This is a genomic window from Streptococcus suis (genome assembly GCF_046032515.1).
GTDB classification, from domain to species: domain Bacteria; phylum Bacillota; class Bacilli; order Lactobacillales; family Streptococcaceae; genus Streptococcus; species Streptococcus suis_AL.
The window spans coordinates 59351-74291 of the sequence record NZ_JARQPJ010000008.1; the positions used below are offsets into that span (position 1 = coordinate 59351).

Annotated in this window: 19 protein-coding genes; 18 read left to right on the forward strand and 1 reads right to left on the reverse strand. The window is 44.2% G+C overall.

The genetic code is table 11. From position 1 onward, the window contains the following. The first annotated feature begins 139 nt into the window (after positions 1 to 139). A complete protein-coding gene (locus P7J49_RS05130; RefSeq protein WP_099776460.1) occupies positions 140 to 1264 on the forward strand; it encodes an aminotransferase in 1125 nt (374 codons plus the stop codon). A 14-nt stretch (positions 1265 to 1278) separates the two neighbouring features. Here P7J49_RS05130 and P7J49_RS05135 read toward each other — a convergent pair whose 3' ends face one another. Beyond that, positions 1279 to 2460: a DUF2974 domain-containing protein gene (locus P7J49_RS05135; protein WP_408569095.1), complete on the reverse strand. Its 1182-nt coding sequence runs from the start codon at positions 2458 to 2460 to the stop codon at positions 1279 to 1281. Between the two features lie 143 nt (positions 2461 to 2603). Here P7J49_RS05135 and P7J49_RS05140 point away from each other — a divergent pair, with 143 nt between their 5' ends. The 17 genes from P7J49_RS05140 to P7J49_RS05220 all read left to right on the forward strand — a co-directional run bounded on the left by P7J49_RS05140 (position 2604) and on the right by P7J49_RS05220 (position 14856). Further along, positions 2604 to 3287 carry a response regulator transcription factor gene (locus P7J49_RS05140; RefSeq protein ID WP_408569769.1) on the forward strand — a complete coding sequence of 228 codons (684 nt, stop codon included), beginning with the start codon at positions 2604 to 2606 and terminating at the stop codon, positions 3285 to 3287. Continuing rightward, positions 3280 to 4272: a sensor histidine kinase gene (locus P7J49_RS05145; RefSeq protein ID WP_408569771.1), complete on the forward strand. Its 993-nt coding sequence runs from the start codon at positions 3280 to 3282 to the stop codon at positions 4270 to 4272. Before P7J49_RS05140 ends, P7J49_RS05145 begins: the two co-directional genes overlap by 8 nt. Before the next feature lie 96 nt (positions 4273 to 4368). Beyond that, positions 4369 to 5127, forward strand: coding sequence for an ABC transporter ATP-binding protein (locus P7J49_RS05150; protein WP_408554450.1), 759 nt, complete (start codon positions 4369 to 4371; stop codon positions 5125 to 5127). 1 nt (position 5128) lies between these two features. Beyond that, complete coding sequence (locus P7J49_RS05155; RefSeq protein WP_408569773.1) at positions 5129 to 7132, forward strand: ABC transporter permease; 2004 nt, start codon at positions 5129 to 5131, stop codon at positions 7130 to 7132. 368 nt (positions 7133 to 7500) lie between these two features. Next, entirely contained in the window at positions 7501 to 7665 is a 165-nt protein-coding gene (locus P7J49_RS05160) for a hypothetical protein (RefSeq protein WP_408569775.1), read from the forward strand. Further along, on the forward strand, positions 7662 to 7979 hold the full coding sequence (locus P7J49_RS05165) for a PadR family transcriptional regulator (protein WP_024384973.1): 318 nt from the start codon (positions 7662 to 7664) through the stop codon (positions 7977 to 7979). The genes P7J49_RS05160 and P7J49_RS05165 overlap by 4 nt, the downstream gene beginning before the upstream one ends. Position 7980: 1 nt before the next feature. Beyond that, positions 7981 to 8775: a hypothetical protein gene (locus P7J49_RS05170; protein ID WP_408569777.1), complete on the forward strand. Its 795-nt coding sequence runs from the start codon at positions 7981 to 7983 to the stop codon at positions 8773 to 8775. 1 nt (position 8776) lies between these two features. After that, complete coding sequence (locus tag P7J49_RS05175) at positions 8777 to 9337, forward strand: hypothetical protein (protein WP_408569779.1); 561 nt, start codon at positions 8777 to 8779, stop codon at positions 9335 to 9337. Positions 9338 to 9436: 99 nt separating this feature from the next. Beyond that, complete coding sequence (locus P7J49_RS05180; protein ID WP_004194840.1) at positions 9437 to 9673, forward strand: DUF2829 domain-containing protein; 237 nt, start codon at positions 9437 to 9439, stop codon at positions 9671 to 9673. Then, complete coding sequence (locus P7J49_RS05185; protein WP_408569780.1) at positions 9666 to 10364, forward strand: 3-oxoacyl-ACP reductase; 699 nt, start codon at positions 9666 to 9668, stop codon at positions 10362 to 10364. The genes P7J49_RS05180 and P7J49_RS05185 overlap by 8 nt, the downstream gene beginning before the upstream one ends. Positions 10365 to 10375: 11 nt before the next feature. Beyond that, positions 10376 to 10927 (forward strand): GNAT family N-acetyltransferase, encoded by a 552-nt coding sequence (locus tag P7J49_RS05190; protein WP_408569782.1) that lies wholly within the window; start codon positions 10376 to 10378, stop codon positions 10925 to 10927. Continuing rightward, the gene (locus P7J49_RS05195) at positions 10924 to 11397 is read left to right on the forward strand and encodes an ASCH domain-containing protein (RefSeq protein ID WP_408569784.1); all 474 of its coding nucleotides are present in this window, start codon (positions 10924 to 10926) and stop codon (positions 11395 to 11397) included. The genes P7J49_RS05190 and P7J49_RS05195 overlap by 4 nt, the downstream gene beginning before the upstream one ends. 66 nt (positions 11398 to 11463) lie before the next feature. Next, positions 11464 to 11778, forward strand: coding sequence for a hypothetical protein (locus P7J49_RS05200; protein ID WP_408569786.1), 315 nt, complete (start codon positions 11464 to 11466; stop codon positions 11776 to 11778). 112 nt (positions 11779 to 11890) lie between these two features. Then, positions 11891 to 13273, forward strand: a complete 1383-nt coding sequence (gene glmU / locus P7J49_RS05205) for a bifunctional UDP-N-acetylglucosamine diphosphorylase/glucosamine-1-phosphate N-acetyltransferase GlmU (RefSeq protein ID WP_408569788.1) — start codon at positions 11891 to 11893, stop codon at positions 13271 to 13273. An 8-nt stretch (positions 13274 to 13281) separates the two neighbouring features. Next, positions 13282 to 13827: an NUDIX hydrolase gene (locus tag P7J49_RS05210; protein WP_044672812.1), complete on the forward strand. Its 546-nt coding sequence runs from the start codon at positions 13282 to 13284 to the stop codon at positions 13825 to 13827. A 10-nt stretch (positions 13828 to 13837) separates the two neighbouring features. Then, on the forward strand, positions 13838 to 14158 hold the full coding sequence (gene macP, locus P7J49_RS05215; RefSeq protein WP_318806758.1) for a cell wall synthase accessory phosphoprotein MacP: 321 nt from the start codon (positions 13838 to 13840) through the stop codon (positions 14156 to 14158). 8 nt (positions 14159 to 14166) lie between these two features. Then, entirely contained in the window at positions 14167 to 14856 is a 690-nt protein-coding gene (locus P7J49_RS05220) for a 5'-methylthioadenosine/adenosylhomocysteine nucleosidase (protein ID WP_015647163.1), read from the forward strand. The last annotated feature ends 85 nt before the right edge of the window (positions 14857 to 14941 follow it).

Below are 14941 nucleotides of genomic sequence, written 5' to 3' on the forward strand. Positions count from 1 at the left end.
AGCAGAGCAGGCAGTCTCGTTTGAGAAAGTCTGCTTTTTCAATTTTAAAAATATTCCTTTTATGATATACCGCATATTTATACAATTGTTGAAAGAATATGGTACAATAAGAGCAGGATAAATAAAAGTAGGAAGTCTTATGAAATTACCACGTTTTGGCGTTGAGGAATGGCTGAATGTCCATGAAAACAGCGCGATTTATGATATAGCAGGGGTGTCCATTTCTTCATTGACTTTGGAGGAACTATTTGCTTTGTCGGGCACCAATCCTGAGGATTTTTATGAGAAATTGCAGGGCACCAAGCTCAACTATGGCTGGATAGAAGGTTCGCCAGCATTTAAAGAAGCTGTCAGTCAGCTCTACGAACAGGTCAGTCCCGAACAAATTCTCCAAACCAATGGGGCAACAGGGGCCAACTTGTTAGTTCTTTATAGTTTGATTGAACCAGGAGACCATGTCATTTCCCTCTACCCAAGTTACCAACAACTCTATGATATTCCAAAGTCCTTGGGAGCAGAAGTGGATTTGTGGCAGATTGAGGAGGAAAATGGCTGGTTGCCAGACTTGGTAAAACTGCGTCAGCTCATTCGCCCTAATACCAAGATGATTTGTATCAATAATGCTAATAATCCAACTGGTGCTGTCATGGATAGGACTTATTTGGAAGAATTGGTGGAAATTGCTGGGGAGGTTGGAGCCTACATCCTATCGGATGAGGTCTATCGTTCCTTTTCTGAGCTGGATGTGCCGTCTATTATTGATGTCTATGACAAGGGTATTGCGGTTAATAGTCTGTCTAAGACCTATTCTCTGCCAGGTATTCGTGTCGGCTGGGTGGCAGCCAATCATCAAGTAACCGATATTCTGAGAGATTATCGGGATTACACCATGATTTGTGCAGGTGTCTTTGATGACATGGTGGCTCAATTAGCTTTGGCCCATTATCAAGAAATTCTAGAACGAAATCGGCGTATTTTAGAAGGAAATCTAGCTATTCTAGACCAATGGATTGAGAAGGAACCCCTCGTTTCCTATATCCGTCCAGCGGTTGTTTCCACTAGCTTTGTCAAGATTGCAGTGGATATGCCTATGGAAGATTTTTGCTTGCAACTCTTGCAAGAACACGGTGTTCTTCTAGTTCCTGGCAATCGATTTGAACGTGACGGCTATGTCCGTCTGGGTTTTGCCTGTGAAAAAGAAACTCTAATCAAAGGATTAGAAAAATTATCCCAGTTTTTAAGAAGATTTGATAAAGAAAACTAGCTCAGGTGGTTGAGCTAGTTTTCTTTATTTTCAGTTGTATTTCTTTGGAAAAGTTTCCGCCAATCTGGTAGAGAGATTTCAGGGCTTGGAATGGAAGTGCTAATATTGTCCCTCCAGATTTGATAACGGGTATCAAAGAGGAGCCGAATGAGTTTGTCCACCATTTCAGCTTCTTGAGGAGAAAATTCTTTCCTTAATCGGTCCATTTCCTGTAATTTTTGGAGCGGATTGACAGTTATGTCGCTGAAACGCTCAATACCTGCTTTGATGAAGATGCCGAAAAACAAATCGAAGAAGTCTCGTAATTCATCATCTGTTAGACTAGCCGTCCAAGTTTTTAAGGCTTGGTCTGTTTGTAGGCTATCGCTGGTCAGGGCAGGGGCTAGTTTGAAGTCGCTTCCGTCAACCTCCCAAGAAAAGCTGATGTGTTGTAGAATGCCGAGGGTATTGCTCTGAACAATTTGAGCATTTTCTGGTGTTTCCAACATCATTCCTACAATAGAATTTTGAGGAATGATAGGGTGGATGCGGTCTTGGATGTTTTTGTAGCCAGGGGCATCTAAATGTTTTTTATGAAGCCCAGGTGAATCAAAGGGATAGATAGCTAGGATTCTATCCTGTTGGTCTGTAGCTTGCTGGCATGCTGCATAGAGGGCTAAATTTCCGCCTTTCGAATGACCGGCCAGATAAAAATGGCCCCCCTGCTGCATCATAAGTTTTTCTAAGTAGCCACTTGCTGCACGTTGGGCAGGAATTTCATCCATATAGGTCATGTGGAAATCTTCCTTCCAACCGATAATAGTATCATCTGTCCCTCTGAAGCAAGTCACAATTGTTTTTCGGTCAATGCGATAACTAATTGCTGAAAACTGCTTTTCCTGTTCCAACTGATAATCGTCAACGAAGCCAAATGCCTTGATAGATTTGAAGCGTTTGGATTTGGCTAGAAGTCCTAGTAAGGCTAGGCGGTTTTTGGTCACCATAGAAAAGGGAGGGAAATTATTTTTGTAGGTCTCTTCAAAGGACGCTGCCAACCGATCAAGTCGTACACCATTTGCTGTAAAAGAGTAGGGAACCAGATTATCAAAAGGGAGGTAGGAAAGCTCGGTCAGGGCCAGAATATCTAGCTTATTGATAGGTTTATCATAAAAATTATCGTATTGAGTTTCTTCAAGATAAGTTAATAAATTCGGCATAGCAGTCCTTTCCTTTTTTATCTAGTATAACGAAATATGCTTGGTCTGACAAATCTTAGTTTGAGATTGTTTGTTAGAAAAATCGGACCATTTTGTGATTTATAGGCTATAATATATAGTATATATGAAAAAGGGAGAGAGCGATGCAAAAGATTTTAGTTATCGAGGATGATAAAACGATTAGCCAACTAGTTGCTAAAAACTTGATAAACTGGGGTTATCAGGTGCAAGAGGTCAACGATTTTCAGATGGTTTTGGAACAGATGGAAGAGTTTCAGCCCCATTTGATTTTACTGGATATTGGCCTGCCTTTTTTCAATGGCTATTACTGGTGTCAGGAAATTCGCAAGACATCCCGTGTGCCCATTATGTTTCTGTCTTCCCATGATCAGCCCATGGATATTGTCATGGCGATCAATATGGGAGCCGATGACTATGTGACCAAGCCTTTTGAAATGACGGTTCTCCTAGCCAAAATACAGGGGCTTTTGCGGAGAACTTACGATTTCGTGGGTGAACAAAGTTTACTCTGGTTTGAAGAGGCTTCCTTGGATTTGAAGACTATGCAGGTGTCATATGGACAGGCTGTAGAGGAGTTGACGCGAAATGAATTTCAGATATTACGGGTACTTTTTGAGCATGGCAAGGAAGTGGTTAGTCGTGAGGAGCTGATGAGAGAACTCTGGAACAGCGATATTTTTGTGGATGACAATACCCTGTCGGTTAACATTGCTCGCCTGCGTAAAAAGTTGGCAGAACTGGGTTTGCCAGATGTGATTGCCACCAAGAAAGGAGTGGGCTACGGCCTGGTGTGGACACATGAATAAGGATGATTTTAGCCCACTAGTATCAGAATTTTTACCCACTTGGCTCCGTCATCGTTGGATCTTTCTGGCCAGCTACGGTCTTTTTGCCACGACCATTTTGGCTATCAGTAGCATCTTTGACATCGAGAGGGACCTTGCTCGCTATGCTCTCATCCTCCTGAGCATTTGTTGGCTCCTTGCCCTCCTCTGGGATTTTGTCAGGGAATTTTCCCGCTTTGGAAAAATCTGGCGTGGTCAGAAAGTAGCCACTGGGACAGCCAGTGAACGTTGTTTGCAGGAGAGAGTGGAGCGGCTAGAAGTCCAAAACAAGCTCCTGCTGGAAAAACAACGTCAGGAACAGACAGAATTAGACGACTACTACACCCTCTGGGCCCACCAGATGAAAACGCCTATCGCAGCCAGTCAACTTTTGGCCAAGGAAGTAGGCAGTAGTTCAGTCCGTCATCAGTTAGAAACAGAACTCTTCAAGATTGAGCAATACACAGGTTTGGTCTTGAACTACCTCCGTTTACAATCCTTCCATGATGATTTGGTTATTGAATCCGTCAATTTGGCAGAACTGGTCAGAAGTTTGGTCAAGAAATATTCCCTCTTTTTTATTCAGGCCAGTACCAGCTTGGACTTGGGACCGCTGGATAGGACAGTAAAGACCGACAAACGCTGGCTGAGTCTCTTGATTGAGCAGATTTTATCCAACGCCCTCAAATATTGTCAGGGGGGAAGTATTTCGATTGCTATGGATGGAGATGAGTTGGTCATTCGTGATACAGGCATTGGGATTGCAGAGAGTGACTTGGAGCGGGTTTTTGAGCGTGGTTTTTCAGGTTTCAATGGCCGCAGAACCCAGCAGTCTTCGGGTCTGGGACTTTATCTCTCTCGTAAAATCGCTGCGGAGCTGGGCTATTCCCTCAAACTAAGTTCCAAAGTGGGTCAGGGCACAGAAGTGCGAATCGGTATCAAAGAAGTGGAGATGATTTTTGACTAATCTTACAAAATTGTCACGCAAATGAAAGCTAGGGCTATGGCAGCTTGTCGGAGGATGGGCTAGAATGGGGGTAGAAAAAGAAAAGGAGGCAGTAAGATGACGCTCTTAGATGTGCAACACGTTCAAAAAATTTATAGTTCTCGCTTTAAGGCGGGACAGGTCGAGGCCTTGAAGGATATTCACTTTGCCGTTGAAGAGGGTGAGTATGTCGCCATCATGGGAGAATCTGGTTCTGGAAAATCCACATTGCTCAATATTTTGGCAACCCTTGATAAGCCAACGCAGGGCAAGGTCCTGCTCAATGGTTTGGATACCCAAGCTATCAAGAGCAAGGAAGCGGCAGCTTTTCGCAGGGAGAAACTGGGATTTGTCTTCCAAGATTTCAACCTCTTAGATACCCTCTCGGTCAAGGACAATGTGCTCTTGCCTCTGGTTTTGTCTCGCTATCCGATTGATGAGATGAACAAGCGACTGGTTCATACACTAAATAGTCTGGGAATTGCGACCTTACAAGACAAAATGCCCTACGAGATTTCGGGTGGTCAGCAGCAACGGGTTGCGGTAGCACGTGCCATCATTACCCAGCCTGAAATCCTTTTGGCAGATGAGCCGACTGGGGCCCTCGATTCCAAATCATCTGCAACCTTATTGGATGTTTTTGAGCAGATTAACCAGCAGGGGCAGACCATTCTGATGGTGACTCACTCGACAGCTGCAGCTAGTCGTGCCAAACGGGTCCTTTTTATCAAGGATGGCATTCTCTACAATCAAATCTACCGTGGTGAACGAACTAGTCAGGAAATGTATCAGCTGATTTCAGATACCTTGACAGTCATGGCGAATCGAGGTGAGTAATATGTTTGGACTAACCGTTCGATTGGCTCTGACCAATCTCAAAAAGAACCGCAGGCTCTATTTTCCCTATGCCTTAATGACCACTGTTTCAACCGCTATAGCCTATATATTTGCTTCTCTTACCTTTCATCCTGATTTAGGTCAGGTCAAGGGAGCCAATGGGGTAACCATGGTTTTGGGCTTCGGTATGATTGTGGTCATGTTGGCAGTTGCCATCATGGTCTTCTATGCAAATAGTTTTGTCATGAAGCAGCGGTCAAAAGAGTTTGGTGTCTATAGCATTCTAGGCTTGGAGAAAAAACACCTCCTCTTGATGACCTTCTTGGAAAATCTGGTTTTCGCAGCCAGTAGTATTTTGACAGGCTTGTTGCTGGGCTTGGCTCTAGATAAACTCTTCTACGCCCTCTTGCTCAAGGTCATGCAGATGCCAGTGGTCTTGGCTTCAACTTTCCAGTTGAAAAGTCTGGTAACTGTAGTCATCTATCTCTTTGGGATTTTTGCCTTGGTCAGCCTCTTTAATATTGGGAAAATTGGCTTGACCGACTCGCTCAAACTAGTTCAGGGCAAGAAGCGTGGGGATAAGAAAACAGGATTCCTCTGGTTGCAAACTCTTTTAGCTCTTATTTTACTGGGGGCAGGCTACGCCATTGCCCAACTAGTGACCAGTCCGCTGACAGCAATTCCAAGTTTCTTTGGAGCGACTCTTCTGGTTATCTTTGGGACCTACCTGCTCTTCCACGCAGGTGTTATCAGTCTCTTAAACTGGTTAAAGAACCGTCAGACCTATTACTACAAGCCTGAGAATTTTATTTCTGTATCCAACTTGATTTTCCGTATGCGGAAAAATGCTCTGGGCCTTGCGACCATTACCATCCTATCTAGCATGTTCTTGGTGACCATGGTTGGAGGACTCAATATTTACATCGGTGGTAAAGATTATATCGCCAACCAGAATCCAAATGATTATTCGATTGATGTTGGAATGCAGCCAACCACTTCAAAAACACAAGTGGAGGAGTGGGCGGATGCTATCTTGGAAAAAGCAGGGATTCCAGTAGAAAACCAAGTTAGTTATCATTACCAGCAGGCTTATTTCTCTAATGTTACGGATAAACAAGTAGAATTTTTGAATAAAGCAGAAGCTTCAGATTTGGCTTTCACTGACCAAGTGGGTGTGGGTTATATTATTGACCTAATCACTTATGAAAAGATGACGGGAGAAAAACTCCAACTAGCTCAACATCAAATAGCTATTTATAACAAGGGAGTTCAATATCAAAAAGGTCAAACCCTTACCATTGATGAAAAGGAGATGGAAGTTGCTCAAGTCTTGCCTAAGAATGTGACCTTGGGGCATCTGCCTGACCATGTGTCTTTCAATGTCAGACAATACTTAATCGTTGTGGTTCAAGATTTGACGATATTTGAAAATCAAGCTGAGGATCACTATTATATGGGCTTTGAAAGCAGTCTATCAGAAGAAGAGCAGGTAGATCGCTATGATGCTTTCGTATTTGGAAACTTTGAAAGCGAACTGTGGAGCTCTAATATTCTTTCAGATGGTACCAACTCGATCAGTCTCGCCTACCGTGCCTATGCGATGCGTAGTTTCTTCAGTTTTGCAGGTTCACTTTTCTTCATCGGCCTCTTGCTATCACTCATCTTTTTGATGGCGGTGGTGCTGGTGATTTACTTCAAACAGATTTCAGAAGGCTATGAAGACAGAGATCGCTTCGTCATTATGACCAAGGTTGGTCTGGATGAGGATCAGACGAGACAGTCCATTCGCAAGCAATTGCTGACCGTCTTTTTCCTACCTATCCTACTTGCCTTTGTCCATCTTGCCTTTGCCTACAAGATGCTATCATCCATTCTTTTGTCTATCGGCGTGGTTAATGCAGGGCTTATGTTACAGGTGACAGCAGGCATCTGTGGAGGCTATCTCCTCCTCTACCTAGTGGTCTATGCCATTACAACACGATCTTACAAACAAATTATTTCCTAAACTTGGGGCAACCCAAGTTTTTTATATGTTTTTAGATATGTTGCTACCGCAACTTTTTATTTCCAACCTCCAACAAATTCCCAGATTGTTTGGACACAAACTGCGTTTGTTTTATTTCCCACCTTCAACAGTCTCTCCCCAGACTGTTGAAGCAATCTATCACTGTGCTGAGATGTTGACGCTAACTTTGAGTAGTAGTGTTGATTTTTTTACTCATTTTCCACTATTTTGTTTTACATACTAGCTGCTTTGTGTTATACTATAGATACAAAGCTAATAGGTAAAACAAACTAGTGATAGAAGACAAAGAAAATCACTTTTATTTTTACAAGACTAGTGTGCATTACAAACTAGATAGGAGATTAAAGATGAAATTGGACAAGATGAGACGAGAAGATTGGAAACTAGCAGGTATCACGCTTGTGACGGCCATTGTAACAGGCTGGGCCTTGGATTCTATTGTGATTTTAGGTATCCTGTTAGCATCAGGCCTATTGTTTGGATTTTTTGTAGAGGAAGAGGAGGGCTTATGAAAGAAACCCAGATGCTCAAAGGTGTCCTAGACGGCTGTGTCTTACAAATTATCAGTCAGAAGGAGATTTATGGTTATGAGCTGGTTCAGGAATTGAGAAATCAGGGCTTTGAAAACATGGTCGGGGGAACAGTCTATCCTCTGCTCCAGAAGTTAGAGAAAAATAGCCTGATTTTTAGTCAGAACAAGCCCTCGCCAGACGGGCCAGACAGGAAGTATTTTTATCTTACAGACCAGGGCAAGGCTTATCTAGAAGATTTTTGGAGCCAGTGGACGGAATTGGTCCAAAAGGTTCAGCGATTGAAAGGAGAATAAGATGAGCAAACAAATGGAATACCGCAAGCAGATTGAAGTGATTGAAAGCCAGCTGACCAAGGAAAACAAGGAATACATGGGCCGTATCAATGGTTATATGATGATTGCCTCTGTCTTTCATAGGCAGGAAGAAGCAGTGACTGCCCAGCTTTTATCCATTTACCAAGATGTTCTGGAAGCTCAAAAAGACGGGCTTTCGGCGGAGGATTTTCTGGGCAAAGACAGCAAACAGATGGCGGACGACCTACTCAGCTACCTTCCTCCGATTGGTTTCGTGGAAGTCGCAAACCTGAGTGGCCTCATGCTCATCATTTACCTTGGTAGCCAATGGTTGATGGATTTTGCAGGGACAGGCACCATTTCGCTCAACTGGCTAGGCTTGATGTGTGACACGGCTCTCAGTTTCCTCCTGCCAGCAGGGATTTTCCTCATTATTCGCGGTCTGATTTACCAGACCAGCAAAATCAAGGTCTGGGCAAGTTTTCTCTGCATCCCCCTTCTTTTTCTCGTGATTTGTGGACTTCGTCTCTGGGCAATCCCCAAGGAACCTGACCTAGTCTTGACTGGTTGGGGACTTGCAGTGCCACTTACTTTACTTGGTTTAGCTCTGCTATTTTTCCAAAAGGAAAAGTTGGTCCGCTATGTCTTTATGCCTAGTTATCTGTTCATGATGGTTGGCGGTGTGGTGAATATGGTCATGACCGTCCCAGTTTGGCTCAATCTGGTTTTGGTCATTCTGCCAGCTATGGCCTTTTGGATTGGAACTGCGGTTTTGTTGGTGAGGAAGGAGAAGTAAGATGAACAAGCAACAGAAAAATTTGAACGCTATTAGCAGCTTACAGGGGAAGTTGGCCAAGGGAAATAAGGCCTATATGCGCAAGCTCCATGCTTACTTGATACTGGCATCAGCCTTCCATGAGCAGGAGGAAAGAGCGACTGAACTCTTGCTTTCTATCTACCAAGATGTCTTGGATGCCCAAGCAGACGGTCAGTCGGCAGAGGATTTTTTAGGCAAAGACAGTAAGCAGATGGCGGATGAACTCTTGTCTGACCTACCGCCCATTCGCTGGTACTATGGTTTGCGGTTAACAGGATTGATTTCCTTGGTCTATATTAGCTGGTTTTTCTTAGGTTTGTTTGGAGTGACTGGTGAAATGGTTCTAGAATGGCGGGGCTTGCTGTGCGATTTGCTCCTTGCCCTTATTCTGCCCAGCTCTGCATTTTTCATCCTAAAGAACCTAGTCTATGAACGGTCAAAAATCAAGTCCTACTTGCTGATGGGGATGTGGGGGCTTAGCTTTGTAGGGCTGATTGTCTTGCCTTTTTATCAACGCTTTCAGGCACATTTTTCCTATTGAAAAAGGAGAATATGGGGTAGAAATACAATCAGGCAACTCTTTAGAGTAGTCTGATTTTTTGGTATAATGATTGTAAGATAGAAGAACAAGGAGTTTCAAATGACATTCGAAGAAATTTTACCCGGCCTCAAGGCCAAGAAAAAGTACGTTCGCACAGGCTGGGGTGGGGCGGAGAACTACGTCCAGCTCTTTGACACCATCGAGGTTCACGGGCAAAAGCTGGAGGCGACGCCCTATTTCCTCATCAACGTGACCGGAGAGGGCGAGGGTTTCTCCATGTGGAGCCCGACCCCTTGCGATGTCCTCGCGACCGACTGGGTAGAAGTCCATGACTAAGACAGCCCTCATCACCGGCGTTTCCAGCGGTATCGGACTAGCACAGGCGAAGATTTTTTTGGAAAATGGCTGGCGTGTCTTCGGGATTGACCAGGCTAGCAAGCCTGATTTGGCAGGCGATTTCCACTTTCTACAGCTGGACCTGACAAGCGATTTATCGTCGGTCTTTTCTTGGTGTCAGTCAGTCGATGTCCTCTGTAACACCGCAGGCATTCTAGACGATTACCGTCCCCACCTGGATATTGAGGAGGATGAATTAGCTCGTATCTTCGCGGTTAATTTTTTCGCGGTGACCAGACTGACCCGGTCCTATCTGCAGCAAATGGTGGACAGACAGTCCGGCATCATTATCAATATGTGCTCCATTGCCTCCAGTCTAGCAGGTGGAGGAGGCTCAGCCTATACCGCCTCCAAGCATGCTTTGGCAGGTTTTACCAAGCAGTTGGCACTGGACTATGCCAAGGACAAGGTCCAGATCTTCGGCATTGCCCCAGGTGCCGTTCAGACAGGCATGACCCAGAAGGACTTTGAGCCTGGTGGTCTAGCGGATTGGGTGGCAGACCAGACACCTATCGGACGCTGGTCCCAGCCCAGCGAAATCGCAGAGCTGACCTTTATGCTAGCTACTGGTAAACTCGCTTCCATGCAAGGCCAGATTATCACCATCGACGGCGGCTGGAGTTTGAAGTAGAAAGGAAGATTATGATTCTTGAAACTAATCGTCTCTTGCTCCGACCTTGGAGTGAAACAGATGCAACTGATTTATTTGTTCAAGCCAGTCATCCGGAAGTTGGTCCTGCAGCGGGTTGGCCTGTTCATCAGAGCGTGGAAGAAAGTCGAGAAATTATCAAGACAGTCCTTAGCCGACCCGAAACCTACGCCCTTGTTCTCAAAGAAACAGGACAGGTGATTGGCAGTATCGGGCTCATGCTTGGTAAACAAGGTGGTCTTGATTTGCCCGACTCAGAAGCTGAGCTAGGCTACTGGCTTGGACAGGGATTTTGGGGACAGCGACTGGTGCCAGAGGCGGGCCAAGTTTTACTGGACTACGGCTTTAACCAGTTGGATTTAGATAAGATCTGGTGTCGTTCTTTTGCAGGCAATACCAAGTCTCTTCGTGTCCAAGAAAAGCTGGGTTTTATTTACCAATACCTATTGGAAGATGTCTATTTCTCGCTCATTGATGAGATCCGTACTGAACGCGTGAGCTTACTGACCAAGGAGGAATGGCAGGCTAGAAAGGAAAACCCATGACACCAACACAACTCTGGCAAGAATTTCTTGCTATCAATCCCCAAGCAGGTCCTGAGCCAGAGGCCTGGGCCTTTGGGGCGGAAGCTAATCGACTGGCTGATTTGGTAGCTAAGGGCATCAAAACCTCAACCAGCTCTGCCCATGCCCTCTACGCAGTAGAGGGAGAAGAAATCCCAACAGCTGGTGGCTACGACATTATTCTCGATGGTCAGGGGCAGGCTGTTTGCATTATCCAGACCACCAAGGTCTATGTGACACCCTTTTCCCAAGTGACGGAAGAGCATGCCTATAAGGAGGGCGAGTTCCGTCAGGAAGGCGATTTGTCTGTCATAAGAGAGAAAAGTCTAATCCACTGGAGACAGGTTCATGAAGAGCTTTTCACTATCTGGCTGGCAGAAGCAGGTCTGTCCTTCTCAGAAGATATGCTAGTCGTCTGTGAAGAATTTGAATTGGTTTACCCTAAAATGTAAGTTTTTTCTTGTTCGTCCCTAGTTTTTTGATATAATAATATAAAAAACAAAACCAAGGAGGATCCTATGGATAAACAGCGTGCTATTGATTTGTTGGACCAGCTTTCTCCCATTCTGTCTGGAAAAGAGGAAACAATCGGTAAAGAACTGACGGAGAAATTGCAGTCAGCCTTGCTTGTGACCAAGGAAGATGTGGCCAGTAAGGATGGGGTGGCCTTGGCAACCAGTTTGTCAGGCTTTGTTCAGGCCATTTCCAATGCTAGCTTGCCAGGAACCAATCTCCGTTTTACAACCCAAGAAAATCCCGTCTGGGAAGAACTAAAAGCCCTGACGGAAAAAGCAGGAGAGGACGGCCTGCGAGGTCTTCACTTAACAATCTAAGGAGCTCAGGCTCCTTTTTGCTTGACATAAAACTCGGCACACTTCTGGTATTTTCCAAAAAACACAAAATTTGCTATAATAGGGTCATATACAAATGAAAAGAGAGATACTTATGAGCAATAACTATGCAATTATTCTAGCAGCGGGTAAGGGAACTCGCATGAAGTCTGATTTGCCAAAGGTTTTACACAAGGTAGCCGGAATTACTATGTTGGAGCATGTCAAACGTGCAGTGGATGCCATGGAGCCTGCCAAGACTGTAACCATTGTTGGTCACAAGGCAGAATTGGTACAGGCTGTTTTAGAAGGTCAATCAGCATTTGCCCTCCAATCTGAACAGTTGGGAACAGGTCATGCGGTCATGATGGCTGAACCAGCCTTGGCAGGTCTTGAAGGACAAACACTGGTCATTGCAGGTGACACACCGCTGATTACAGGCGAAAGCTTGAAGAACTTAATCAATTTTCATATCAGCCATAAAAACGTTGCGACAATTTTGACTGCCCAGGCTGATAATCCCTTCGGCTACGGTCGGATTATCCGCAATGCAGACGGCGAAGTCTTGAAAATTGTGGAGCAAAAAGATGCCAACGATTTTGAAAAACAAGTGAAAGAAATCAATACAGGAACCTACTTGTTTGATAATAAACGTCTTTTTGAAGCGCTTAAAGATATTAATACGGACAATGCCCAAGGTGAGTACTATCTGACAGATGTTATTTCGATTTTCCGTCAGGCAGGCGAGAAGGTTGGTGCTTATGTCTTGCGTGATTTTGATGAAAGTTTGGGTGTCAATGATCGCGTCGCTCTTGCGACTGCAGAAGCTGTTATGCGTAAACGAATCAATGAAAAACACATGGTCAATGGTGTGACATTTATCAACCCAGATGCTACCTATATTGATATTGATGTTGAGATTGGTGCAGAAGCTGTTATCGAAGCCAACGTTGTCTTGAAAGGGCAAACGGTGATTGGTGAACGTACTGTTTTAACCAACGGTACTCGTGTACGTGATGCGAAAATTGCAGCAGATGTCGTCATCAGCAACTCAGACATTGAAGAATCTGTCATTGAAGAAGGTGTGACGGTGGGACCATACGCCCATATTCGTCCAGGTAGTCTTTTGAAAAAAGATGTTCACGTTGGAAACTTTGTGGAAATCAAGGCCTCTACGCTTGGTCAAGGAACGAAGTCTGGTCATTTGACCTATCTAGGAAATGCAACGATTGGCAATAATGTTAACGTTGGTGCTGGTACCATCACGGTCAACTACGACGGTAAAAATAAATTTAAAACAACCGTTGGAGATAATGCCTTTGTTGGCTCTAACTCAACCATCATCGCACCAGTAACTATTGGGGACAACGCCTTGTTGGCTGCAGGTTCTGTCATTACAAAAGACATTCCAGAGGATGCCATCGGTATTGGTCGTGGTCGTCAAGAAAACAAAGAAGGTTATGCGACTCGTTTTCCGTTCCATCCAAGTCAAAAATAGGTAATCATATGAATTTTGAAGAAAAAACCATTGAGCGGACAGAAATTTTTAAAGGGCACATTTTTGATGTAGTAGTAGATGATGTTGCCTTGCCAAATGGTGGAACTGGTAAGCGCGAACTCATTTTCCACAAGGGAGCAGTTTGCGTTTTAGCCGTTACCTCAGAAGGTAAAATGATTTTGGTCAAACAATACCGCAAGGCTATTGAACGTACTATTTATGAAATTCCGGCGGGGAAATTGGAGCTGGGCGAAGAAGATACGCTTGAAGATGCTGCTTTGCGTGAATTAGAAGAAGAAACCGGCTATACTAGTGACAAACTGACCTTGTTGGCAGATTTCTATTCAGCCATCGGTTTCTGTAATGAACGAATTCGCCTTTATTTAGCAGATAACCTTATCAAGGTTGAAAATCCTCGTCCAATGGATGAAGATGAGGTGATCGAATTACATGAGGTAACCTTGGAAGAGGCTTTGAACTTGTTGGCTACTGGCGATATTTGTGATGCAAAGACCATCATGGCTATCCAATATTTACAACTCATGAGAAAGTAGGAAACTAGCAATGGGCAAGCCCTTGTTGACGGATGAAATTTTAGAGAAAGTGAAAAAGAAACAGTATTCCGACCAATCTAGCCAGTTTGGACACTATCGTCCAAACCAGGATATATCAATGGATGATGCTCTATTCGATCCATATCTAGAAGAAGATTATCAGGGATATGAAGAGGGACAAACCATCCGAATCTCGGTCAAACCTACTGTAGTAAAAAGTCGCCGTATCGAAACCATCAAGCGAGAAGCTTTCCGCAGTAAGGTAAACAAAATCCTTTTTTGGGTCATCATCTTACTGATAATGTTTATCATTGCAGTATTATTTATTTAGGAGAAGAGATGAAATTTGGAATTATCGCAGCCATGCCACAGGAATTAAAGATTTTGGTCGAGCATCTACAAGATGCAACTGAAATCGATGTCTTGGGTCGAACTTACTATCAGGGACGAATCGGTCAACATGAAGTCGTTCTTGTTCAGTCAGGTATCGGTAAGGTTATGTCAGCTATGTCCGTGGCTGTTTTGGCAGATCGTTTTTCGGTTGATGTCATTGTCAATACAGGTTCGGCAGGAGCTGTTGCCGAAGGTATTGCCATCGGTGATGTGGTTGTAGCGAATCAATTGGCTTACCACGATGTGGATGTGACGGCTTTCGGCTATGCTTACGGGCAAATGGCAGGGCAGGAATTGTATTATCCAGCAGACCAAGTCTTGTTAGAACAGCTAAGAACCGTTTTAGCAGAGCAGGAAATGATTAGTCATGTGGGTCTGATTGTGACAGGTGACAGTTTTATCGCGGGTCAGGAGAGAATTGCTACGATCAAAACTCATTTTCCAGAAGTCCTTGCAGTAGAGATGGAAGGAGCAGCTATTGCTCAAGCAGCTGTCAATACAGGTAAGCCATTCTTGGTTATCCGTGCCATGAGTGACACAGCTCAGGGAGATGCCAATATCACCTTTGATGAATTTATCATTCAAGCAGGAGAACGTTCTGCCCAGACACTGATTGCCTTTCTGGAGAAAAATTAAGCAGGTTTTGACAACAATACATTGAAATAGGATGGCAGTAGCAAAAAGTTGTTACTGTTTTTCTTATGCAGTAATTTGAGTCCGA